We start from the raw sequence: 22,291 nt of genomic DNA, 5'->3' as shown, positions 1-22,291 counted from the left end.
TTTGCGCATGCTGTTCGACACGCACGCGCATCTCGATTTCCCTGATTTCGAAAACGACCTCGACGCGCTTCTCGCGCGCGCCGAGGCCGCGGGTGTGACGCGGATCAACACCATCGGCACGACCATTGAAGGCAGCCGGCAGGCGGTGGCCTTGGCGGAGAAATATTCGCAGGTCTATGCCGTGGTCGGCGTCCATCCCAATTCCGCCGACGAAGCCGGCGACCATTGCATCGACGAACTGCGGCAGATCGCCCAGAACCCGCGCGTGGTCGCCATCGGCGAAGCCGGTCTCGATTACTATCGTCTGCCGGGAAAGCAGGCGCCCGACGATCCCACGGCGGCGGAGCGCGATCGCGCGATCAAGGCAAAGCAAGCGACCGTTTTTCAGCAGCAGCTCGATTTGGCGGTCGAACTTGGACTCAACATCGTCATTCACGAGCGCGACGCCTGGGACGACACGCTGGCCGTTCTCCGCCCTTACACCGGAAAGCTGCGCGCCGTTTACCATTGTTTCGGCAAATCGCCCGCGCACGCCAGGGTGCTTCTCGAGCTCGGCCACATGATGTCCTTCACCGGCATCGTCACGTTCAAGAATGCTGCCGAGGCACAGGATACCGCCCGGCAGATTCCGCCGGAATCGTTCATGTTCGAGACGGATTGCCCGTTCCTCGCCCCGGTCCCCTATCGCGGCAAACGCTGCGAGCCCGCCTACACCCGGCAGACCGCCGAATACGTCGCGCTGTTGCGGGGCGAATCCTTCGCGGCACTCGCGGAGCGCACTTCGCGCAACGCCACGGCGTTTTTCCGCTATCCGAATTGAACGACGGAAAGGCGTGCATGTCCGTTCGAGCACTCGTTGAATAGAAAGAGATGAGCGAGACAGATCGCGGCGCATTCATTTTCCAAGATCCACACGGCCGACGCTGGCCGCGTTTGCGGCGTGTACTGGTGTGCTTCGCGATTCTCGTCATCGCCGCGACCGTCTGGTTTTTCAAAACGCTGCTCGTCCACCCGCAGCTCAAGGCGCCGCCTTCCGTGGTGAAGTTGCAGCGCCAACTCGATGCCGCCATCAGCAGCACCGAGCGGGACGATCCTCACGCGATCAATTGGCAACGCTTCTACAGCGAATCCAAATCCGCGCAGGATCGGTTGATCAATATCCGGCATCAGTTGGGAAAGAAGAATGCCGCCAAGGGGGAAATCCGTCTCGCTTACTATTCCGACTGGGATCCGAACAGCCTCACTTCGCTGGAAGAACACGCGGGTTCCCTCACCCACATCGCTCCGGAATGGTTCAGCCTGCAAGGCACCGATAGCCATTTAGTCATCGAGCCCAATCCGCGCCTCGTGACCTTCGCCGCCGCGCACGGTCTCACCCTCATGCCCCTGCTGCAAAATCTGCAGGGCGATACCTGGCAACCGGAAGCCGTCGAGAACCTGGCCACCGGCACCGCCGATAAACGGGCGCGCTTCATCCACGATCTGCTCGCCGAGCTGCGTCGCATCAAGGCCGGCGGTGTCATCATCGACTGGCAGCAACTCGATCCCGCCAAGCGCGACGACTATTCCGATTTCCTCCAGCAGATGGCCTATGCCCTGCAGGCGGCCAAGATGGAGCTGTGGTTTTCCGTCTCACCTGGCGACGATTTCAAGACCTTCCACATCTTCGGCGATCCCGATGCGCAGCCCGGGGTGAAGTTCAACCGCCCCGCGCTGGAAACCTTCGTCAACCGGTTCGTCGTCACCCTGCACGACGAAAATTCCGAGACCGACCCGCCCGGCCCCATCGCCTCGCAACCCTGGATCGAGGGCTGGCTGAAGGTCATCGTCGAGTATGCGGACCCGGATCAGTGGATCGCCGTCCTCGGCGCCTATGCCTACGATTGGAATACGACGACGAAGAAGACGGAACTGATCACCTTCAAGGATGCGATGAGCCGCGCCAGCGAAGCCGGTCTCGACATGATCACGAGCGGCAAGTCCACCGACGTCGCCCCGCCCAGCTACAACGGGCAATACCGGTATTTTGATCCGAACAATAATCACGATCACACCGTCAGTTTTCTCGACGCCATCACCTTCTACAATCATCTCCGCGCGGCCCGGGCCGCAGAGTTCGGAGGGGTCGGCATTTGGCGCCTCGGCACGGAGGATCCGCAAATCTGGGATGTGCTGGAACTCAAGGGTCAGCCTACGCCGGCCGTGCTCAAGACGCTGGGCTCCATCAAATCCACCGACACCATCACCAACATCGGTCGCGGTGAAATCGTGGAAGTCGATACCACCCACGACAATGGAATCCGCGTCGTCAGCATCGATGCCACTGGTCTGCCGATCATTCACCCGAATGATCCTTTCGAGGCCACCACGCTGGCGGAAGTCCACCAGGGTCTGTTGCGGGCGAGCTACACCGATTTTGCCAAATATCCCACGCTCATTCACAAGGGCGCGGGCGGCGAACATGAGGTCGCGATCACTTTCGACGATGGTCCCAGCCCCGAATGGACGCCCAGGATTCTCGACCTTCTGCGCGAGAAAGGCGTGAAGGCTTGCTTCTTCCTCCTGGGCAAGAATTGCGAGGACTACCCTGACCTCGTGCGCCGCATCGTCGCGGAGGGGCACGAGATCGGCAATCACACCACCACGCACCGCAACCTCGCGGTGATGTCCGAATGGCAGGTGGAGTTGGAACTGACGATCACCCAACGGCTCATCGAGAGCATCACCGGCCGCTCCACCACGCTTTTCCGTCCGCCCTATAACGCCGACTCCACGCCCACCGATATCGCCGAACTCGCGCCGTTGAGTCTCGCCCAGAAACAACTCGGCTACACCGTGGTGCTGGAAAAGATCGACCCCCAGGATTGGGCGCGGCCCGGCACGGACGAGATCGTCCAGCGGGTGAAAGATCTGCGGAAGGAAGGGAACATTATTCTCCTGCATGATGCCGGCGGGGACCGCTCGGAAACGCTGGCCGCGTTGCCGCAGATCATCGATTACCTGCGGGCTCGCGGCGACCGCATCGTGTCGCTTTCGGAACTGCTGAAAATTCCCCGCGACGAACTGATGCCGCCGGTCAATCCGAAGCAGCAATCGATGGAACGCTTCGTTACCGGCACCGGCTTCCGCACCTGGCACGGCATTGTCGAATTTTTCTGGGCGTTCATGATTTTCTCCACCGGCCTGGTAGTCTTGCGCACTCTACTTGTGGCCTGGCTGGCCCATCGGCACCACCGGGGCGAGATCGTAAGCAAATCGACATTTCAACCCTCCGTCTCCGTGGTCATCGCCGCCTTCAATGAGGGGAAAGTCATTCAAAAGACCCTGCGTTCCGTCCTCGATACAGACTACACGGGCGATCTCGAACTCATTATCGTGGATGACGGATCGCGCGACGATACCGCAGCCAAGGTGGAAGCGCTCGCGGCGGCGGAACCGCGCATCCGGCTCATCCAGCAGCCGAATCGCGGCAAGGCCAGCGCCCTGCGTCACGGCGTGACCGTCGCCCGCAACGAGATCGTGGCCTTTCTCGACGCCGACACTTTGTTCGAGCATCACACGCTCTCCGCCCTCGTCCAACCGCTCGAACATCCGCTCGTGGGCGCGGTGAGCGGCAATGCCCGCGTCGGCAATCTGCTGACCGGTCACGATTCCTCGGGAGCATCGTCTGCTTCCGCGAATTCCCCCGGGTTCCTCTCGCGCTGGTGGGCCGGCTCGACCTGGGCCACGCTTTCCTTGCTGGCCCGCAGGTTTATCGCGAGCTGCCAGAGCCTGGAATACATCTGCGGATTCAATCTCGATCGGCGCGCCTACACGGAGTGGAACTGCATCACGGTGGTGCCCGGCGCGGTCAGCGCCCTCCGCCGCAGTGCCATCGTGGCGGGCGGCGGATTTTCCGACGACACGCTGGCGGAAGACACCGATCTCACCCTGGTGATGCATCGCCTCGGTTATCGGATCGAATACGCTCCCGAGGCCGTCGCCTGGACGGAAGCGCCGGAGACGACCATTGGGTTGGTGAAACAACGTTCCCGCTGGGCGTTTGGCACCATGCAGTGCCTGTGGAAGCACCGGGACATGGTCTTCAACCCGCGTTACGGTGCGCTCGGTTGGTTCAGTCTGCCGAATATCTGGTTCATGCAGATCGGGCTCGTCGCCGTCACCCCGTTGGTCGACGCGATTCTGCTCTACTCACTGCTCTTCGGAAATGCCCGCGGCATCTGGTACTGGTTTGTCATCGTGCTCGGGCTCGATCTCTTCCTCGCCGCCCTCGCTTGCTGGATGGACGGCGAGCGTCTTCGCCGCTCCCTCCTCATTCTGCCCATGCGGTTTTTCTACCGCCCCGTCCTCGCCTGGGTCATCTGGCGTTCCATCTCTCGTGCGCTCAAGGGCGCGTTTGTCGCCTGGGGAAAACTGGAACGCACCGCCAGCGTTCCCAGCCGCGTATGACGGAGATGAACATCCAACATCCAACACCCAACACCCAACATCCAATGGGGCAAGCGCGTGGATGGACGCTCATTGGACGTTGGATGTTGAGCCGAGGCTTTGCGAGACGCCCGTGGTGCCGCGGGGGCAATGTTGGATGTTGGATGTTTCTAACCTTCGCCATCTCCACGTTCTTTTCGGCCTGCGACTCACGCACATCCCGAACGCCTTCCTCTCCCACTCCGGCGGCTAACTCCACATCCGCCTCTAGCCCAGCCCCCCACCCGCTTCAGCATCTCGCCATCCCCCAACACGGCATCTACACCGGCGCCTACATCGATTGGGGCGACAAGGAAGACTCCGTCACCCTCGAACAAATCGACCAATTCGAAAAGCTCGTCGGCAAGCACCAGGCCATCATCGCGAGTTCCAGCTACTGGGGCGAAGGCACCTTCCCTCTGGAAAACCTGCGGCTCATCGCCCGCCACGATTCCGTGCCCCTCGTCTACTGGTCGCCCTGGGACAAGCCTTACATCGAAGGCCGCGGCCCGGATAAATTCTCCCTCACCAGCATCATCGCCGGCGAGCACGATGCCTATATCGACATGTGGGCGGAAAAGGCGCGCGAGTATGGTGCGCCCATCATCGTCTCCTTCGCCAATGAAATGAACGGTGAGTGGTTCCCATGGAGCGGCAAACTCTACGGCGGTAGCAAGCCGGTGCCGGGCACCAATCCCGTGCGTTTCGAAGGCCCCGAGACTTTCAAAAAGGCCTATCGTCACGTGGTCGATCGCGTGCGGGCCAAGGGTGCGACCAACATCGAATGGGCGCTGCACCTCATGAATTACTCCCTGCCGCAGGAAGGCTGGAATCTCGCCGCGGAATACTATCCCGGTTCCGATTATGTCGACTGGATGGGCATCAGCCTTTACGGCGCGCAATTTGCCGACGACGACTGGACGCAATTCTTCCCGTTGCTCGACTGGCCTTACGAAGAGCTGCGCCGCATCGACGCCACCAAGCCGGTGATGATCTGCGAATGGTCAGTCGGCGAATTCCCCAAACTCGGCAGCAAAGGTGACTGGATCCGCGACGCCTTCCGGCTCTTCAAGAGCCCGAAGTACCCGAACGTCAAGGCGTGCGTCTACTGGCACGAACGCTGGCAGAACGAAGACGGCCGCTACAGCAACCTTCACGTCGATTCCTCCCCCGACTCCCTCGAAGCCTACCGCCAGGGCGTCGCCGATCCCGTCTACCTCGACAAGCCGATCATCGTCCCGGCGAAGTAGGCAATTTAGTATTTACAGGCATAAAACATCTGCTAATGTACTCGCGTGGTTGAGTTGCTTCTTCTTATTGTTGTGGTAGGTACTCCTGTCTTTTTGGCGCTGCTTTTAGCGCACGAATTCCTGCCTCCCATGCGAGCCCTAGCCAATGCCCCCGTCCACCCCGGCGACCGCATCGTCTATCGCAAGCAAAAGGTCTCCACGCATCCAAGCCCGCACGCTTACGACGTCCACCCAGCGTCGCAGGGCGACACCTACATCTACTTCATCGACAAATTCTGGACGGTCGAAAAAGTCCTGCGCGACGGCCGCCTCCTCGTCACCACCCGGACGCACAAGCACCACTACCTGAGCCCCGACGATCCCAATCTCGAAAAGGCCGGTTGGTTCGCTCGTCTACGCCACTGGAGGCGTTTCCCGAGATTGTCCGAGGAAACCGACGCCGAGGTTTAATTGAGAGAGCGGGCCCCTGTCTCCTGACGCTTCCGCAAACTGGACGCGGCTCTCAACTTTCAACTCTCAACTCTCAACTTTCCGCCGCCCCTTGTGAAATCTTTCACAAATTCCGCTTGCCCGCTCTGTCCCCACCTTTAGACTTCCCATATGCCTGAGACCAGCCCGGTCGCTTACGATTCGAAGATCGAAGGGAACGTGATCATCACCCAGCTTGACGCAGCCATGAACTGGATGCGTAAAAACTCGCTTTGGCCCATGCCCATGGGCCTCGCTTGCTGCGCCATCGAACTGATGGCCGCCGGTGCGTCGCGCTTCGACATCGCCCGCTTCGGCGCCGAAGTCATGCGCTTCTCGCCCCGCCAGAGCGACGTGATGATCGTCGCCGGCACCGTCACCTACAAAATGGCGCTGGCCGTGAAGCGAATCTGGGACCAAATGCCCGAACCGAAATGGTGCATCGCCATGGGTGCCTGCGCCTCCAGCGGCGGCATGTATCGCAGCTACGCCGTGCTCCAGGGCATCGATCAACTCATCCCCGTGGACGTCTACATCAGCGGCTGCCCGCCCCGTCCTGAAGCGCTGCTCGAGGGTCTCATGAAACTCCAGCGCAAGATCGAAACCGAACCCGCGCTCCGTGAGCAAAAGCGCGAGCTCATCGCTTCCCTTTCCGACTCCGCCAACTAATTCATGGCTGCCTCGCTTTCCACCGCCGTCTCGGCCATCTCCGGCAAGTTCAAGGTCCTCAAGAAAACCGAATTCCGCGGCGAAACCACGCTTCAAGTGGAGCGCGCCGAGATCAAGGAACTCGCCCGCTTTTGCAAGGAGCAACTCGGTTTCACCTACCTGGTCGATCTCAGCGGCGTCGATAATTTCGGCGAAGAACCGCGCTTCGAGGTCGTTTACGAGCTCTACCATTTCGCCGACGGCCTTTATCTGCGCCTGAAGATTTCCGTCTCCGAAGACGAACTCGAAGTCCCCACGGTGAGCGACCTCTGGGCCACCGCCGACTGGCACGAGCGCGAAGCCTACGACATGTACGGCATCCAGTTCGCCGGCCATCCGGAGCTCAAGCGCATCCTCATGTGGGAAGGTTATCCCTTTTACCCCCTGCGCAAGGATTTCCCGCTCGCCGGCCGTCCCAGCGAAATGCCCGACGTCGCTTTCTCCAAGCCCGCCCCGCTCGCCGGTGGCCCGTTCGTCACCGTCCCCTCAACCGAGACGACCAAGGACCGCGAGCCGCGCTCCCGCGAGATCGTTTAACGCTCTCAGTGCATGGCGCCGGAGGTGGCCACCCCACTGACCCTGGCTGTTCTCGCCGGGAATGAAGTTGAGGTGGAGGCGCACCTGCGCGCTGGAGCATCACCGGATGCGACTTGGGGTACTTTGCCGCTGATCGGCCATGCTGCACTTTTGCCAAGTCTGGCGATTTTTCGCTCGTTGATGAGCCATGGAGCTCACGTTCCCGGCGATCTGCTGCATGAAATAGTCACTTGGGAGCTCGGCGATTGGCGAATTACCAGTGACGAAGAGGAGCAGCAAATGGCTGATATTCTTCGCGATCTTCGCCATACGAATGCGTGGCTCCCCAAAGAAGAACGCGAGAAACTTGCGGAGATGCTGGAGGGTTACAAATTGCGACTCCTGGTCGAGTGCTTGCGCGGCGATAACTAGCTTGTTCCAAACAGAAGAGCTGGCCCGCGTCCGAACTGCCAACTCCACCCACAGCACTGCTCTCGGCATTAACCCGCAAGCCCGCGCGTCAAAATCCGCAGCATCTGCGCGGACGCTACGCGTCCCGTTTCGATCACTTCCTCGTGACTGAGCGGTTTGGTCCCAAGGCCCGCCGCCCAATTGGTGAGGCAGGAAAACGCCGCTATTTCCATCTTCAACGCGCGCGCCTGGATGGCCTCGAGCACCGTCGACATACCGACGGCATCCGCCCCCAACATACGCAGCATTCGCACCTCCGCGGGAGTCTCATATTGCGGGCCGAGTAACCCGGCATACACACCCTCGTGCAACACGAGCCCCTCCTCGCCCGCCGCCGTCGCGAAACGCACTCGCAACTCAGGGGAATAGACCGCGCTCATGTCGGCAAAGTTCGGCGCCCCGAGCAAAGGCGACGTGCCGGTGAGATTGAGGTGATCGTTCAGCATCATCCATGAACCCGGCTCAAACTTCGGATTCAACGTCCCGGCCGCATTGGTGAGCAACAGCCTCCGCACACCGATGTTCTCCATGAAGCGCACCGCCGCCGTCACTTCATCCGCCGTGCGCCCCTCATAGAGATGCACACGCCCCTGCGCCATCATCACCCGACATCCTGCGAGGCGGCCAAACACAAAACGCCCCGCATGCCCCGGCGCGGTCGACACCGGCATGCCCGTTATCTCCTCGTACGGCAGGCTCAGGATGGCGTCCACTTCCTCCACCAGCGAACCGAGGCCCGAGCCGAGCACGATGCCCCATTCCGGTTGAAAATCGCGCACCGCCTTGGGCAACACTTCCACGCTGAGAGTCAGCGCCATCCCACTCATGACCGTTGCGTGAGCTGTTGCAGAAGCCGGTAAAGCAATTCCAAACGCGGCAACGCTACTCCCGCCGCATTTCCCTGCCGCCACGGTTCACCCCAGATCGATTCCACTTCCACCGCACGACCGAGCTGCCAGTCGATCATGCTCGAAGGCTTGTACGCTCCCATCGAATACGTCCGCTCGATTTGGTAGTCCGCGAAATTCTGCGGGATGGCGTGCCCGAGCGCTCCCGCAGCAGCAATTGTTTCCAGCATCAGCGCCCGCACTTGCGCGTTCACCCCCTCATCCGCCAGCAACTGATCGCAAGTGCGCCCGCCCGTGGCGATGGAAAGCCCGTTGAACGGAATATTCCAGACCAGCTTCCGCCAGCGCTCCGTGATGAGGTTTTCCACCACCTGCGTCTCCACACCGGCGTTGGAGAACATCGCGCCGATCGCCTGCGTCCGCTCCATCGGTGCACGCCCAAATTCTCCCAGCGAAAGCGTCCCGTGCCCATAATGCTCGATCACTCCCGGCGCCACGCGATTCAGGCAGACAAAACACAGCCCGCCGAGCACGCGTTCCGCGCCCCAACGCTGCGCCAGTATCTCTTCATTCCCCAGCCCATTTTGCAGCGTGAGGAGCAGCGTCTTCTCATGCAGCAGCGGCGGAATCAATCGCTCCAAATCCGCATTCGCCGTCGTCTTCAACCCGATCACCACCAGATCCACCGGCCCGATCTCCGCCACCGATCCAAAAGCCTGTCCCTGCACATGCCACTCCTCGCCCTTCTCGCGCACCTTCAGCCCATCCCGCCGCACCGCCTCCAAATCCGCCCGCATCAAAAATCGCACGTCCGCGCCCTGCCGGGCCAGCTTCGCCCCGTAGTAACTTCCCAGCGCGCCCGAACCCACGATCGCGATGGTCTTCGGCGCGGCGCTCATGGCAGCGCCAACGGCAAAGTGGGCCCGCAGGGATTCGAACCCTGAACCAAGGGATTATGAGTCCCCTGCTCTAACCGTTGAGCTACAGGCCCGTTCACAGAGAAAAAGCAGTTTCGCCAGTTCCAAAATCGCCTGCCGGTTTACGCTCCCGTTCTACGCTCAAGGCATGAGCGAGTGCAAAACGGAGAAACGGTCGGCAGAAACGAACATGAACAATCTCTTCGGGCATCAGAGTGGGCATACTACGCCCGCTTTTTTCGCGACGGCAAGGAATCATGGCGAACTCTGCACACATCAGCCTTTGGCAGGCGATTTGCAGATGCCCCCTTGGGCGCGACGGCTCTGGACCGGTGAACGAAATGGCAACCGAAGCGATCGCTAAAAATTACGAATAGTTGCTCAACGGCTTTTCTCTGCCAAAGCGGCTCAAGCCGGCCTGGGAGCCGCTATCGGCATGTTGCTTTTTAGCAGGTCGGCCCCCCGCAACTTGGAAAAATGCGGATCACGATCGGCAGTTCCATTTTACCGCCCTGCGCTTCCAGGTAGTCGTCGACTGCCCGCATGATCGCGAGCGGCAATTCCGAACAGTCCTCGACAAATTGCGGCTCGCTTAAAGCCGCTCCATTTTCGCCGCGAATTGAAAATTCGACGCGTTTCACGGACCGGAAACTACTTTAATGCCTTTTCCACGTCCGTAACCATCGGCCCCACCTTTTTCACCACCTCTTTGAGTTTTTCCGGGGTTACGCCGAATTTTTGAGACCAGTCGCGAAGCTCGTAATCTTCGTGCACGTTAATGCGATCCCGGTCGGGACCGCCCGCTTTGGATTTGTCATCAGCCATATCCTGCGATTCGCGGCTGCCTGTCGCGACGGATTTGCCGGGCCGATGTAGTGACGACCGTTTTCTAGGGGACCGGCCTGAAGCTGGAAAGCAATCACGAGCCGATCATGAGTTGCCGGGACCAACTATTTTACTTCATCCATCCCACTTTTAAAATCTTCCACCTATGCCTGACGTCGGCCTTTTCACCGCCACCGAGCCTTTGAACGAAGACCTTAAAGTCGTGATCAAATACTCGGTCGAAGTAAATGGGTTAACTGTTTATAACGAAACGTACGATGTCGCGAAGCTAGCGGAAGAGCTGCGCAGCGATCCGGAAAAAGCCGTTGCGTTGTGGTCGCGTCGCATCCGGTGCGTCGCGGCTTGCCGCAGTCGTCGCGGCTTCAGCGCGTGCCTCACCAGGTGCCTCACCGATGGCCAGGCGTGTGACTGCGGCCACGAGCATGGCGAGACAGCCTGACAGGGATTCGTTCCCATGCGGGAATACGAAATCTATCTACCGACGACGGATAATGCCGGCCAGCCAGTGGACGAACACATCATTTCCGAGACGAAGGCCGAGTTGACGAAAGCATTTGGTGGTTACACCCATCTTCGCCAGCGGAGTGAAGGTGTATGGCGGGTCGGCAGGGCCACGTTTCGCGACGAGGTTACCATTCTTCGCGTGATTGATGATGAGCGGACCCGTTTTGATTGGGGAAAATTGAAGGCGAAACTGGAACGCGCCTTGAGTCAGGAATCAGTGCTCATTGTGGTGCGCAGCATCGACGTTCTTTAGCCCGCCGCGCTTCGCGCTTCGCCCGGCGTTCTTCTCTTGAAAGAGTGGTTTTCGCTTGGGGCATGGCAATCAAGTTTCGCACCTGCGGATATTGAGAGGTGCCATGACGAACATCGTTTTTTAATGCGGCAGTGACTCTCTCTTTGGGATCATCTCCAAAGCGGTGTTTACCACCTCCGTCATTCTCAAGCTCCCCTCCTACGTGATGCCGGCGCACGCCCGATGCGTCCGGCGGGGCAGCTTGAACGATTTCCGTTTAGAATGACCGCCGCATGGCTCACCCAGAAACAGGCCCAAACAGCCGGGACGCCATTGTGATCAAACATAAGGTCCACAAACTCACGGGGTGGAGAATTCTCGGGATCGTCGTCGTCAGCGTTTTACTGGTCTTCATTTTAGTTGCCGGATTCGGCATCGCGTTCCTCAAACGAGCGGTCGTCGACTACCGCTGGGAGCACGACTTTTCGACGCGCGATCCCTCATTTTTTGCCTCGGCTCACGCTTTGGCCGACCCACCGCCACTCGAAGGAAACGCCATCCAGCTTCTCCATAATGGCGATGAGATTTTCCCCGCCATGCTGGAGGCCATTCATCAGGCTCAATCCAGCATCAATTTTGAAGCGTTCCTCTTCTATTCAGATCATGTAGGGGCTGAATTTCGTGACGCGTTGTGTGAGCGCGCGCGCGCCGGCGTGCGAGTGCGAGTGCTCCTGGACGGGATCGGTTCCGGTAAGAATTTTTCCGATGCGGACGAAAAGACGTTTAAGTCCGCTGGCTGCACCTTCGCCTACTATCATCCCACCCACTCCTGGCGGGTCGATAAACTGAACAGACGCACTCACCGCCGAATCATGATCGTGGACGGCAAGACTGGTTTCACCGGCAGCGTCGGGTTCGCGGATTCCTGGGAGGGAAATGCGGATGCGCCAAACCACTGGCGGGACATTCAGATGAAGCTGGGGGGGCCCATCGTGGCAAAATTGCAGGGGGCCTTTCAGCAGCACTGGATTCGCGCCACGGGCGAGACGATCAGCGGCGCATCCCAGTTTCCTCCCTTGCCCCCTGCGGGCAAACTTTCCGCCCAACTCATCGCCTCTCACTCATTTTCCGTCTCCCCCGTTTCCTTGGTGCAGGCGGTGGCTTTTGCCTCCGCGGAAAAATCCATCTACATCACGAATTCCTACTGCACACCCAGCCATAACCAAGTGAAGCTTTTGGTCGAAGCGGTAAAGCGCGGCGTCGACGTGCGGATTTTGATCCCGGGAAAGCATGACGACCAGCCGGCCACCAAAGCCGCCGGCAGACCCGCCTACGGAGAGCTACTGGCAGGAGGCGTCAAGATTTACGAATACGCTCCCACGATGATTCATACGAAATCGATTGTGGTCGATGGCCTTTTCTCTGTCCTTGGGTCTTCAAATTTCGATTCCCGCTCGGCGCAGATCAACGAAGAGCTCGATATCACGGTGTATGATCGGGGCTTCGGTGCAGAGATGGACGGTATCTTCATGAAGGATCTGGCGAGAGCCGACCCCTATACGCTGGAACAATTCAGGCGACGGCCGATATCAGAACATATTTCTGAATGGGCCGTCTCTCCCCTGGCGCCACTATTCTAGTCGCCGGGATTTCAGCGCAAAACAGCGGTGTCGTGTCCGCTAACGACTCCATTTCGCTTACCGTATACCAGGGCCAAAGCGCTTTGTATTCCGTGAAGAGGCTCTCGCGTGCCTCACTGCTCGTGGTAATTCCACAGCAACCCGCCATCCACGAAGAAGGTCGATGCAGTGATATAGGCCGCGTCATCCGAGGCGAGGAAAGCCGCGAGGCCGGCGACATCGCCGGGCGTGCCGAGCCGGCCCAACGGGATTTTACCGAGGAGCATCTTGAGCAAATCCGGATTGTTCAGCAGGGCCTTATTGATCGGCGTCTCGATGGCTCCCGGCGCGATGTTGTTAATCGTGATGCCGAGAGGCGCGAGTTCGATGGCCAGATTCCGGCAGAGCATCTTCAGCGCGCCTTTGCTCGCGCAATAGCTGGAGAAATGGGGAAAGGGCAATTCCTCATGGACCGAACTGATATTGATGATCCGTCCCGGCCGGTTGGTCGCCCGGAGATGGTTGACGAAGTCCTGCGTGATGAAAAACGTCCCGCGCAGGTTGATGTTCACCACGAAGTCGAAATCCTGCTCCGTCACATCCCAGAAATCCGCGCGCTTTTCGACCCCCGCGTTGTTCACGAGAATGTCGATCTTCCCCAACTGCGCGACCGCCTCGGAGATGACCCGGCGGTCGTCGGCCGGATTGCTCAGATCGCCTTGCACGGCCACCGCGCGCCGTCCAAGCTCGTGGATCGCAGCAATCGTCTCCTGGGCGCTTTCCCCGATGACGCGGTCGTCGACCACAATATCGGCCCCCTCCTGCGCGAGACGAATGGCAATCGCCTGCCCAATCCCCTGCCCGCTACCAGTCACCAAGGCCACTTTTCCCGCCAGCTTCAGAGATGGAGAATCGTTCATAGACAAGAATTTTAGAGAATGGTGGTGCCGAAGATCTGAATTTCGCCGCGGCGTTCTGCGGACGTTTTACGCGATGTCATTCACGAGCGCGATACGATAACGCGCCTCGCCGGAACGCTGTGGTAAGAGGTTCACGGGCAACATCCGTGAGCCGGCTACTATGGCGAGGCTCCGGGCAAGGGCCCAAAACCTTGAAATCGCGTCTGCGAATCGCGGGGCCGAATCCAATTTTGTCACGTAATCCTCCACAGGAAGATCGGGCAAGGTTCTCCTGCAGAGCATCCCTGAATGCGTAAAGGTAAGTGCCCCCATCCCCTAATCCCCAAATTGTGCCCTCGAAAAAACGCCTCCTCTATCGCGTCATCCTTCCTTCGCTTCTCACGTCGTCGCTGTTGATCGCCTTTCGGTTGAGCGCTGGAGCGGCGACCTACATCTGGGATACCGACAACACGACCGCTGGGGCCCAGGACGGGCCGGGAACCTGGCAGACCGGGGGAGGCAATTGGTTCGACTCCACGAACACCTTGCAGAATCAAACCTGGGCGGATGGTAACGATGCCGTTTTCGGCGCGGGTTCGGGTGCGGCGGGCACGGTCGCCCTCGGTAGCGCGATCACTGCGAACTCCCTGACTTTCAACACCACCGGCAGCGGCAACTACACGATCACCGGCAATACGCTGACGATCACCACCGGCAACATCGCGGTAAATCTCGCGGCGACCGCGGGCGTATCGGCGACGATCAATTCCATCGTGGCGGGCAGTGCGGGCCTCACGCAAACCGGTACGGGCACCTTGATCCTCGGCGGATCGAGCGCGAATACCTACAGCGGCCTGACCACCGTTTCGGGAGGCACCTTGACCCTCAGCAAGACCGCGGGTGTCACCGCCGTGACGGGTGACATCCTGGTCAACACCGGCGGCACGCTCACGCTCGCGGCGGATAACCAGATCGCCGATACCTCGACGATCACTGTCGCCGGTGGCGCGGTGACCTTCGCCGGCCACAATGAGACCTTTCAGAATCTGAATGTCTCCGCCGGCACCTTCATCACCGGCAATAGCGGCACCCAAACCAGCACCGTAAACATTACCGGCGCCATGACGCTCAGCGGCAGCGGGGCGCTCACAGTGAACAGCGGGGCAACGCTCAACGCGGCAAAGATCACGATGACCGGCGCCACGCCGACCATTCTGATCGGAGGCAATCTCAATACGCAGCTCGTCGTGGGCAGCGGCGGCCTGACGATGAGCGGCGAGTCGATCACCCTCAATACCGGTCCGGGAAATACCCAGATCGTGTTGAACGGAGATCTCACGGCCTCCGGGGCCAACAAAATCGTCCCCAACGGCGCACCCGGGACCGGACTCAACTCGCTCGCCATCGGCACGGCGACGCGGACGTTGAATATCACCGGCGGGACGACGTTCATCAACGTCGCGATCACCGGCTCCGGGGGAAGCCTCATCAAGAGCGGAGCCGGCGCCCTCACCTTCGGCGGAACTTCGAACAATACGGTGCCCAATACTTATTCCGGTGTGGTCATCGTGAATGCCGGGACGCTGACGCTGGAAAAGGCCGCGGGCGTCAATGCCATTGCGGGAGATGTGGTCATTAACGGCGGCTCACTCCTCCTCGGGGCCAGCAACCAGATCGCCGATACGTCGAATATGACCATCGCCGGGGGAAGCTATAACGGTAGCGGCTTCTCCGAGTCGTTCGCCTCCCTGCTGATCAGCGGCGGCACCTATTCCGGTGGGACCGGCGCCACCACCATCGGTTCGCTGCAACTCAGCAGCGGTGTATTCAATAGCAACGCCGGCATCACCACCATCCTTGGCAATACCTCCATCACCGGCGGAGCCGGCGGGGACTTTGTCGTCAATAGCGGCGGAACGGTAAGCAGCAATGGCATCACCGTGACCGGCGGTGGAATTCTGATCGGCGGGAGCTCGACCACTCTCACGACGCTGACGATCGGGGCGGGCGGTCTGAGCCTGAGCGGTCAGACAGTCCAGACCAATGCGGCCACCTCCGGCAATGCCGGCTCGCAAATCGTCCTGAATGGCGACCTCACCGCGTCAGGAGGGAGCAACTTTACCATCTCCGGCACCGTCCCTTCCGGAGCGGTGGCGCAACTGTCCATCGGCTCCGCCTCCCGCAATTTCAATATCATCAACGGCCAGACGAATATGTATCTCGCCGTCGTCGGCAACGGCGGCAATTTGGTGAAACAAGGTTCCGGCCAGCTCTCGTTGCTGGGAAACAACAGCTACACCGGCGCGACGATCGTCCAGAGCGGATTGCTGGCCGTGACCGGCGACTCCACCCAAGGCAAGCTTTCGGGCACCACCGCGCTGGTCGTGAACGGCGGCGGCACTTTGCAGGATGGCAGCCCGGCTCCGACCTCCAACGACGGCTTGATCGATCGCATCAATCCACTCGCTACCTTGACCCTGGGCGGCAGCCTCGGCTCGGGCACGTTCACGCAAGCTTTCGGCAGCGTGTCGTCGAGCCAGACTCTCGCGTCGCTCGCAGTCCAGCAGGGCGCGAATACGGTCACCACCATGAATACGCCGAAGGGCACGCTGAGCCTCACCTTGACGGGGACAGCGGGTGGCGCCGGCTACACGCGCGGCGTCGGTGGCTCGGTGAATTTCGCTTCCGCCAGCGGTTACACGGCGGGCTTTGCGAATGCGCCCACCGCGGCCGGCGGCAGCAGTGTTTCCGGCGCCGGTTCGGACGCGCTCCTCGTCGGCGCGACGTTGAATGGGACGGATTTTGTCGCCGCGCAAGCGGGAGCGCTGACGGCGGCGAATTACGTCGCCACCGGCACCTCCACCTGGAGCGCGGGGAAAAACATGGATGTCACCGGCAATGTCGCGACCACCGCGGGCACGGCCATCAACAGCCTGCGTTTCGGCGCCGCCGGTGCATTCACCGCTTCGCTCACCGGCACCCAGACGATCGACAGCGGCATGGTCCTCGTGAACGGCAACGTGGGGAATAATCTCTCCGCGATCTCCGGGGGAACATTGACCGGTTCCGCCAGCGGTGACCTGTTGCTGCTGCAATACAACACGGCCAATGGTCTGACGATCTCCTCCACCATCGCCGACAACGGCGGGGCCACGGGATTGACTATCGCCGGCGGCGGCTTGGTGACACTGACCGGCACGAATACTTACACCGGCCAGACTTATCTCAACGGCGGAACGCTCAGCGTCGGCAGCAATGCCGCACTAGGCGCCGCGGGTAGCGGAGCGACGCTGAATATGGACGGTGGCACGCTGCTGGCGACGGCCACGTTCGCTCTCGATAACGCCGGCGCGAATCGTCGCAATGTCATGCTCGATGCGGGCGGCGGCACGTTCAACGTCAACACCGGCGCCATTTTGACGGCCTCCGGCAATATCTCCGGCAGCGGTCTCCTGACGAAAGCGGGAACTGGCACACTGCTTCTCTCCGGCACGAATAATTTCACCGGCGGGACGAGCCTCCAGGCGGGCGCGCTCCAACTCGGCAGCGATAGTGCCTTGGGTTCCGGCCTGGTCACGCTTGCCGGTGGCACCCTCCAACCCCTCGGAGCGTCTCGCGCCCTGAGCAATAGCTTCAGCCTCTCCAGCCCGAGCTTCGTCAGCGGTAGCTTCGGGTTGACGATCAATGGCTCGGCGACCGTCAATGCGACCAACTTCGTGTTGAGCAATAACCTTGCTGCGGGAAACGCGCTGACTCTCGCCAACAACGTTTTTCTTTCCAGCGGAGTCACGACCGTCTCGCGCCAGCTTACCCTGGCCGGTTCAGGGACGACGATCATCAGCGGGGTCATTTCCGGCAACGACTCCGGACAGACCGTGCTGGCGGGAATCACCCTGAATGGCGCAGGGACACTCGACCTGACCGGCCTCAATACTTACACCGGCCGCACCATCACCGCTCAAGGCACCGTGATCATCCACCAGGATGCCAATCTGGGCGCGGCGCCCAGCACTCCCATGACGGATTCCGTGATCATCGCCCAGCAGGGAACACTGCGAGTCGCAAACAGCTTCACCTTGAATAGCAACCGCAACATCGGCATTGGCGCCACCACCGGCGGCGCGAATACGGGGAGCATCGATGTGTCCGCGGGCCAGACCTTCACCGTGAACGGCACGGTGGCTGATCGCACGGTGAACTCCGACGGCACCGCGGTGACAGCGGCGAACATCGGCTCGCTGACCAAGGTGGGCAGCGGCACACTCCTCCTCGGCGGGCAGAATACTTACAGCGGCAACACCACCGTGAGCGCCGGCACCCTGGACGTCACCGGGACGATTGCGCCTGCCACTGCGGGAACCCAGGCGGTGTCAGTCGCCGGCGGCGCAACCTTGCAACTCGGCGGGGCGGGAGCGATCCGCGCCACCACACTGTCGCTGAACGATAATTCCACGCTGAGTCTCGAAGTCGGTTCCCTGACATCGAATACGATCAGCCTCACCGGGGCTGCCTCGCTGGCGGGCACGATCACCCTCGCGCTCAATCTCATTGCCGATCCAGTCGACGGCACGCTATTTACGCTGATCGATGGAAACAGTCCCGTCACCGGCTACAGCTCTGGTGGACGGTTCTTCGCCGATGGCCAGACGCTCAACGAAGGAACGACCTTCAACGTGACCACCGGCGGCCTCAGTCAGGATTTCCAAATCAGCTACGTCGGCGGAAGCGACCACGATGACGTCACTCTGCAAGCAGTGCCGACCATCCCGGAACCCAGCGTGCTCGCCGCCCTCTTCGCGTCTTCCGGACTGCTCCTGGGGTTGAGACGTTTTCGCCGCGGTGAAAGTCGTTGCCCGGCCTAGGAATTAGCGCTGTTCTCGAAAATACTTTGCGCGGCACAAAAAAGCCCTGGAGACCCCGGGACTCGCCTGTGGCCGCCCCCAATGCCGGTTGTCCTTTTCCCTCGTGCCGCTCCGCGCCCCGGAAGCGACGACAACAACCCATGCATTGCACTCAAAAGAATCGCCGCCAACATGGACGCCGCAAACGATTCCAATGACCATGAGCACAACCGATTCGTCATTAGAAAAAGTGACCACCCGTTGCTGCGTCGCCGGTGGGGGCCCCGCGGGAATTATGCTTGGCTATCTGCTGGCGCGCGCCGGGGTCGACGTGGTGGTCCTCGAGAAACACAAGGACTTCTTCCGCGACTTCCGCGGCGACACGATTCACCCCTCGACCTTGGAATTGATGCACGAGCTCGGCTTGCTCGAAGGCTTGCTGAAACTGCCCCATGACGAACTTCGGCAGATTCGCGCACACTTCGGCGATCGTGTCCTGACGCTGGCGGATTTTTCGCATCTGCGCACGCGCTGCCAGTTCGTCGCGTTTCTGCCCCAGCGGGATTTTCTGAATTTCATCTCCGAACAGGCAAAGCGCTATCCGCAATTTCAACTGCGCGTGGAAAGTGAAGTAACGGACTTGATCACGGAGGGCGGCCGGATCGTCGGGGCATGCGCGCGGACGCCGAAAGGGGAACTGGAAGTCCGCGCTTCGCTCGTGGTCGGCGCGGATGGCCGTTCCTCCACCGTGCGCCAGAGGGCGAATCTCGAAGTGATCGACTCGGGTGCTCCCATTGACGTGCTGTGGTTCCGTCTCTCCAAGCGCGAGGGCGACCCGGAGCAATTCTTCGGCCATGTCGGCGCCGGCCAGTTCATGGTTTTGATCGGCCGCGGCGATTACTGGCAATGCGCCTATGTCATCCGCAAAGGCTCGCTGGCCGAACGTCGTGAGAAGGGCCTCGAAGCCTTTCGCGGGGAAGTCGTTCGCTGCGCGGCCTTCCTCGGGGACCGCGTCAGCGAGATCAAGGAATGGGACGATGTGAAGCTGCTCACCGTGAAGGTCGACCACTTGAAACAATGGTATCGCGAGGGTCTGCTGTGCATTGGCGATTCCGCGCATGCCATGTCACCCGTCGGTGGAGTCGGTATTAATCTCGCCATCCAGGATGCCGTGGCGACGGCGAATCTCCTCGCGGAAAAACTGCGGGCCGATCGGGTCACGGTTCACGACCTACAGACCGTGCAGGAGCGCCGCGAACGGCCGGCTCATCTCACCCAACGTTTGCAGGTCTACATCCACGAACATTTCCTCCAGAAGGTCTTTTCCAGTGATGTCCCGCTGGATCCTCCTTGGCTGATCCGGCTGGCCAATCGCTTCCCGCTCCTGCGCCGCCTGCCCGCCCGCTTCATCGGTGTCGGGTTCCGGCCGGAGCACATTCAGTCACGTTGACTCGCGGATGGAACGGGCGGAGCCCCGCTGCCGGCAAAGTTCGCCGAAAGCCGCGTGATCGCTCGCCTGCGCCGGATGCGTTTCGCGGTGACCGAGGAGTTGTTCCGTCCATTCACGCCACTGCAAACGATGGCAGCTGGCGAGGAAGACGCAGCCCAGCACCGCCCAGAGGGCGCGAATGACAAACCCCAGCGAACCAATCAGCACCGCCACTCCGATGGGAACTCCGCATAAGTCATTGAGAAAAACCTGGAGCAGCGATTCGCGGACGCCAATGCCCGAGAAGCTGATCGGCAGCGAAGTGAAAGTGTTCACGATCGGCGTGATCGCCAGCATATCGAGACACGACGCCGTAGGACCGTAGGAAGCAAAGGCTTCCCCACTGCAGTAAAAACTCCCGGCATAGCAAAGATGTGCGGCGACCGTCGTCAGCAACGCGACAAGAAGGACGCCGCTGCCCAAGCGGTAGTTTCTCGCGCGAGTCGGCGACAACCGCTGTCGAGCCAGGAGACAGACGACCGCGGCCACCAGACCGATGCCGACGACAACTAATGTGAGATCGGTGAGATGACCGGTAATCGCGGAAAGATGCAGCCATCGGTAGCGCCACAGGATCATCGAAGCACCGGCCACAATCAGGCCGATCAATCCGAAGAGCCGTTCGACAAAGACGACCAGCACGGCATCCGCGGCTTTCCCGGCAAAACGCTTGCTCAGATACATGGCGCGAAGGGCATCACCGGCAATCAATCCTGGCAGCAACGTGTTGAAGAAAATACCGATGAGCAGGATACGCGTCGCATCCCACCAGGACAGGCGAAAGCCGAATGCTCGCAGGAATAACTGCCACCGTATGGCGCCGAGAAACTCGACGGCTCCGTAAACCAGGAAAGCCGCGATCAGCCAGACCCAATCGGCATGAGCCAGCGCCGGCTCGAGCTGCTGACGGAGATCCCGATTACTCACCAACCAGAAGATCAACGCGCCGCTGACCGCTCCCTGCAGGAGCAATTTTCCCAGCTGTTTCACACGGTCGCGCATGCCCGTATTTCGTGGAGTCAATCGCGCCCGGTTGCTCAACACGGAATCATCCAATCAGGTTGCGCCCTGAGCAATCACTCGGCGCCAGTTTTCGCCAACGCATACCCCCTCGATCCAAGGAAATTGGGAAAAGACCTCACGGACGGCGGGGCGCGAAGAGCATTGTATGAACTCTCCGCTGAGCCGTCGTAACTTCCTGAAAAGCAGCGTCGCCGCCGCGATTCTCGCTCAAATGAGCGCGCGAGTCGCCACGGCGGAGACCCGCTCCGGTATCCCTTACCGCACTCTGGGCCGCACCAAGGAACCGGTTTCCGCCATCGGCGTGGGCGGCTTCCACATCGGCTTGAAGCCGACCGAAGAAGAAGGGATCCGCATCGTGCGAACGGCTTTGGACAATGGCGTCAACTTTCTGGATAACTCCTGGGACTACAACGGGGGCGGCAGTGAAGTCCGGATGGGCAAGGCTCTCCGGGATGGGTATCGGGCGAAGGCTTTTCTGATGACGAAGATCGACGGTCGCACCAAGGCCGGGGCGGCCAAGCAGATCGATGAATCGTTGTCGCGTCTCCAGACCGACCACGTGGACCTGATGCAATTCCATGAGATCATCCGCCACGACGATCCTGAGGCCATCTTCGCGCCCGGCGGAGCGATCGAAGCGATGCTGGAGGCCCAAAAAGCCGGCAAGGTGCGCTACATCGGCTTCACCGGGCACAAACACCCGGACATCCATTTGCACATGCTGGAGGTGGCCAAGGCGCATGACTTCCGCTTCGACACTGTGCAGATGCCGCTCAATGTCATGGATGCCCATTTCGAGAGCTTCGCGCAGAAGGCGGTGCCGGTGTTGGTGGAGCAGGAAATCGGGATCCTCGGGATGAAGCCGATCGGCAGCGGATGGATCTTGAAAAGCAAGACGGTCGACCCGGTGGAATGCCTGCATTACGCGATGAATTTGCCCACGAGTGTGGTCATCACCGGGTGCGACGCGATGAATATCCTGACCCAGGCACTGGAGGCGGCGCGGTCGTTCAAGCCCTTGGAGCAATCGCAACTCGAAGCGTTGCTGGCGCGGACCGCGCCGGCCGCCAAAGAGGGAAAATTCGAAGGTTACAAGACGAGCCAGACCTTCGATGCAACGGCGAAGAATCCACAATGGCTCGGTTAGCGTTTGGTGTTATACGCAATCCCGCACTGGGGTGACGTCCGTCGAT

General features: G+C 60.6%; 19 protein-coding genes and 1 tRNA gene. 13 read left to right on the top strand and 7 right to left on the bottom strand.

From position 1 onward, the window contains the following. Positions 1–7: 7 nt before the first annotated feature. The 7 genes from CFE428DRAFT_RS18850 (at position 8) to CFE428DRAFT_RS37545 (ending at position 7,841) form a co-directional block, all read left to right on the top strand. Complete coding sequence (locus CFE428DRAFT_RS18850; protein WP_006981213.1) at positions 8–820, top strand: TatD family hydrolase; 813 nt, start codon at positions 8–10, stop codon at positions 818–820. Between the two features lie 50 nt (positions 821–870). After that, positions 871–4,449 (top strand): trifunctional glycoside hydrolase family 18/polysaccharide deacetylase/glycosyltransferase family 2 protein, encoded by a 3,579-nt coding sequence (locus CFE428DRAFT_RS18845; protein WP_006981212.1) that lies wholly within the window; start codon positions 871–873, stop codon positions 4,447–4,449. Between the two features lie 143 nt (positions 4,450–4,592). Beyond that, entirely contained in the window at positions 4,593–5,717 is a 1,125-nt protein-coding gene (locus CFE428DRAFT_RS18840) for a glycoside hydrolase family 26 protein (RefSeq protein ID WP_006981211.1), read from the top strand. 129 nt (positions 5,718–5,846) lie between these two features. After that, a complete protein-coding gene (locus tag CFE428DRAFT_RS18835; RefSeq protein WP_006981210.1) occupies positions 5,847–6,167 on the top strand; it encodes a hypothetical protein in 321 nt (106 codons plus the stop codon). 150 nt (positions 6,168–6,317) lie between these two features. After that, positions 6,318–6,854: an NADH-quinone oxidoreductase subunit NuoB gene (gene nuoB / locus CFE428DRAFT_RS18830; RefSeq protein ID WP_006981209.1), complete on the top strand. Its 537-nt coding sequence runs from the start codon at positions 6,318–6,320 to the stop codon at positions 6,852–6,854. Positions 6,855–6,857: 3 nt separating this feature from the next. Continuing rightward, positions 6,858–7,430 carry an NADH-quinone oxidoreductase subunit C gene (locus CFE428DRAFT_RS18825; protein ID WP_006981208.1) on the top strand — a complete coding sequence of 191 codons (573 nt, stop codon included), beginning with the start codon at positions 6,858–6,860 and terminating at the stop codon, positions 7,428–7,430. A gap of 12 nt (positions 7,431–7,442) precedes the next feature. Beyond that, positions 7,443–7,841, top strand: coding sequence for a hypothetical protein (locus CFE428DRAFT_RS37545; protein ID WP_131989536.1), 399 nt, complete (start codon positions 7,443–7,445; stop codon positions 7,839–7,841). Between the two features lie 68 nt (positions 7,842–7,909). Here the strand turns inward: CFE428DRAFT_RS37545 and CFE428DRAFT_RS18815 are convergent, their stop codons facing one another. The 5 genes from CFE428DRAFT_RS18815 to CFE428DRAFT_RS35895 all read right to left on the bottom strand — a co-directional run bounded on the left by CFE428DRAFT_RS18815 (position 7,910) and on the right by CFE428DRAFT_RS35895 (position 10,470). Then, the gene (locus tag CFE428DRAFT_RS18815) at positions 7,910–8,698 is read right to left on the bottom strand and encodes a purine-nucleoside phosphorylase (RefSeq protein ID WP_085951231.1); all 789 of its coding nucleotides are present in this window, start codon (positions 8,696–8,698) and stop codon (positions 7,910–7,912) included. A 5-nt stretch (positions 8,699–8,703) separates the two neighbouring features. After that, positions 8,704–9,627 carry a 2-dehydropantoate 2-reductase gene (locus CFE428DRAFT_RS18810; RefSeq protein WP_006981205.1) on the bottom strand — a complete coding sequence of 308 codons (924 nt, stop codon included), beginning with the start codon at positions 9,625–9,627 and terminating at the stop codon, positions 8,704–8,706. A gap of 19 nt (positions 9,628–9,646) precedes the next feature. Then, positions 9,647–9,719, bottom strand: a tRNA-Ile gene (locus CFE428DRAFT_RS18805). 372 nt (positions 9,720–10,091) lie between these two features. Beyond that, a complete protein-coding gene (locus CFE428DRAFT_RS18800) occupies positions 10,092–10,286 on the bottom strand; it encodes a hypothetical protein (RefSeq protein WP_006981204.1) in 195 nt (64 codons plus the stop codon). A gap of 10 nt (positions 10,287–10,296) precedes the next feature. After that, positions 10,297–10,470: a DUF3606 domain-containing protein gene (locus CFE428DRAFT_RS35895; RefSeq protein WP_006981203.1), complete on the bottom strand. Its 174-nt coding sequence runs from the start codon at positions 10,468–10,470 to the stop codon at positions 10,297–10,299. 166 nt (positions 10,471–10,636) lie between these two features. Here CFE428DRAFT_RS35895 and CFE428DRAFT_RS18795 point away from each other — a divergent pair, with 166 nt between their 5' ends. From CFE428DRAFT_RS18795 to CFE428DRAFT_RS18785, 3 genes are all read left to right on the top strand, one after another. After that, positions 10,637–10,930, top strand: a complete 294-nt coding sequence (locus CFE428DRAFT_RS18795) for a hypothetical protein (protein WP_006981202.1) — start codon at positions 10,637–10,639, stop codon at positions 10,928–10,930. A gap of 15 nt (positions 10,931–10,945) precedes the next feature. Further along, positions 10,946–11,248: a hypothetical protein gene (locus tag CFE428DRAFT_RS18790; RefSeq protein WP_006981201.1), complete on the top strand. Its 303-nt coding sequence runs from the start codon at positions 10,946–10,948 to the stop codon at positions 11,246–11,248. A gap of 272 nt (positions 11,249–11,520) precedes the next feature. Next, the gene (locus tag CFE428DRAFT_RS18785; protein WP_006981200.1) at positions 11,521–12,867 is read left to right on the top strand and encodes a phospholipase D-like domain-containing protein; all 1,347 of its coding nucleotides are present in this window, start codon (positions 11,521–11,523) and stop codon (positions 12,865–12,867) included. 113 nt (positions 12,868–12,980) lie between these two features. Here the strand turns inward: CFE428DRAFT_RS18785 and CFE428DRAFT_RS18780 are convergent, their stop codons facing one another. Further along, on the bottom strand, positions 12,981–13,748 hold the full coding sequence (locus tag CFE428DRAFT_RS18780) for an SDR family NAD(P)-dependent oxidoreductase (protein WP_042725366.1): 768 nt from the start codon (positions 13,746–13,748) through the stop codon (positions 12,981–12,983). A 347-nt stretch (positions 13,749–14,095) separates the two neighbouring features. Here CFE428DRAFT_RS18780 and CFE428DRAFT_RS18770 point away from each other — a divergent pair, with 347 nt between their 5' ends. After that, on the top strand, positions 14,096–18,607 hold the full coding sequence (locus CFE428DRAFT_RS18770) for a beta strand repeat-containing protein (protein ID WP_006981198.1): 4,512 nt from the start codon (positions 14,096–14,098) through the stop codon (positions 18,605–18,607). Positions 18,608–18,800: 193 nt separating this feature from the next. Next, a complete protein-coding gene (locus CFE428DRAFT_RS18765) occupies positions 18,801–20,036 on the top strand; it encodes an FAD-dependent oxidoreductase (protein ID WP_006981197.1) in 1,236 nt (411 codons plus the stop codon). On the opposite strand, the gene CFE428DRAFT_RS18760 is transcribed toward CFE428DRAFT_RS18765, so the two are convergent. Then, entirely contained in the window at positions 20,028–21,077 is a 1,050-nt protein-coding gene (locus CFE428DRAFT_RS18760) for a lysylphosphatidylglycerol synthase transmembrane domain-containing protein (protein WP_006981196.1), read from the bottom strand. The two genes, CFE428DRAFT_RS18765 and CFE428DRAFT_RS18760, sit on opposite strands and share 9 nt — an antisense overlap. Positions 21,078–21,243: 166 nt before the next feature. Here CFE428DRAFT_RS18760 and CFE428DRAFT_RS18755 point away from each other — a divergent pair, with 166 nt between their 5' ends. Next, the gene (locus CFE428DRAFT_RS18755) at positions 21,244–22,245 is read left to right on the top strand and encodes an aldo/keto reductase (protein WP_006981195.1); all 1,002 of its coding nucleotides are present in this window, start codon (positions 21,244–21,246) and stop codon (positions 22,243–22,245) included. Positions 22,246–22,291 lie beyond the last annotated feature (46 nt).

This window comes from Chthoniobacter flavus Ellin428, assembly GCF_000173075.1.
Lineage (GTDB): Bacteria > Verrucomicrobiota > Verrucomicrobiia > Chthoniobacterales > Chthoniobacteraceae > Chthoniobacter > Chthoniobacter flavus.
Note: the sequence above shows the minus strand (reverse complement) of the source record. Positions and strands in the feature narration are given on the sequence as shown.

Excerpts from the sequence above, each read along its gene's own strand:
- CFE428DRAFT_RS18765 (WP_006981197.1), top strand. The coding sequence starts at position 18,801 with ATGACCATGAGCACAACCGATTCGTCATTAGAAAAAGTGACCACCCGT.
- CFE428DRAFT_RS18840 (WP_006981211.1), top strand. The coding sequence starts at position 4,593 with ATGTTTCTAACCTTCGCCATCTCCACGTTCTTTTCGGCCTGCGACTCA.
- CFE428DRAFT_RS18845 (WP_006981212.1), top strand. The coding sequence starts at position 871 with ATGAGCGAGACAGATCGCGGCGCATTCATTTTCCAAGATCCACACGGC.
- CFE428DRAFT_RS18790 (WP_006981201.1), top strand. The coding sequence starts at position 10,946 with ATGCGGGAATACGAAATCTATCTACCGACGACGGATAATGCCGGCCAG.
- nuoB (WP_006981209.1), top strand. The coding sequence starts at position 6,318 with ATGCCTGAGACCAGCCCGGTCGCTTACGATTCGAAGATCGAAGGGAAC.
- CFE428DRAFT_RS18825 (WP_006981208.1), top strand. The coding sequence starts at position 6,858 with ATGGCTGCCTCGCTTTCCACCGCCGTCTCGGCCATCTCCGGCAAGTTC.
- CFE428DRAFT_RS35895 (WP_006981203.1), bottom strand. The coding sequence starts at position 10,470 with ATGGCTGATGACAAATCCAAAGCGGGCGGTCCCGACCGGGATCGCATT.
- CFE428DRAFT_RS18755 (WP_006981195.1), top strand. The coding sequence starts at position 21,244 with ATGAACTCTCCGCTGAGCCGTCGTAACTTCCTGAAAAGCAGCGTCGCC.
- CFE428DRAFT_RS18760 (WP_006981196.1), bottom strand. The coding sequence starts at position 21,077 with ATGCGCGACCGTGTGAAACAGCTGGGAAAATTGCTCCTGCAGGGAGCG.
- CFE428DRAFT_RS37545 (WP_131989536.1), top strand. The coding sequence starts at position 7,443 with ATGGCGCCGGAGGTGGCCACCCCACTGACCCTGGCTGTTCTCGCCGGG.
- CFE428DRAFT_RS18850 (WP_006981213.1), top strand. The coding sequence starts at position 8 with ATGCTGTTCGACACGCACGCGCATCTCGATTTCCCTGATTTCGAAAAC.
- CFE428DRAFT_RS18835 (WP_006981210.1), top strand. The coding sequence starts at position 5,847 with ATGCGAGCCCTAGCCAATGCCCCCGTCCACCCCGGCGACCGCATCGTC.
- CFE428DRAFT_RS18815 (WP_085951231.1), bottom strand. The coding sequence starts at position 8,698 with ATGGCGCTGACTCTCAGCGTGGAAGTGTTGCCCAAGGCGGTGCGCGAT.
- CFE428DRAFT_RS18785 (WP_006981200.1), top strand. The coding sequence starts at position 11,521 with ATGGCTCACCCAGAAACAGGCCCAAACAGCCGGGACGCCATTGTGATC.
- CFE428DRAFT_RS18795 (WP_006981202.1), top strand. The coding sequence starts at position 10,637 with ATGCCTGACGTCGGCCTTTTCACCGCCACCGAGCCTTTGAACGAAGAC.
- CFE428DRAFT_RS18810 (WP_006981205.1), bottom strand. The coding sequence starts at position 9,627 with ATGAGCGCCGCGCCGAAGACCATCGCGATCGTGGGTTCGGGCGCGCTG.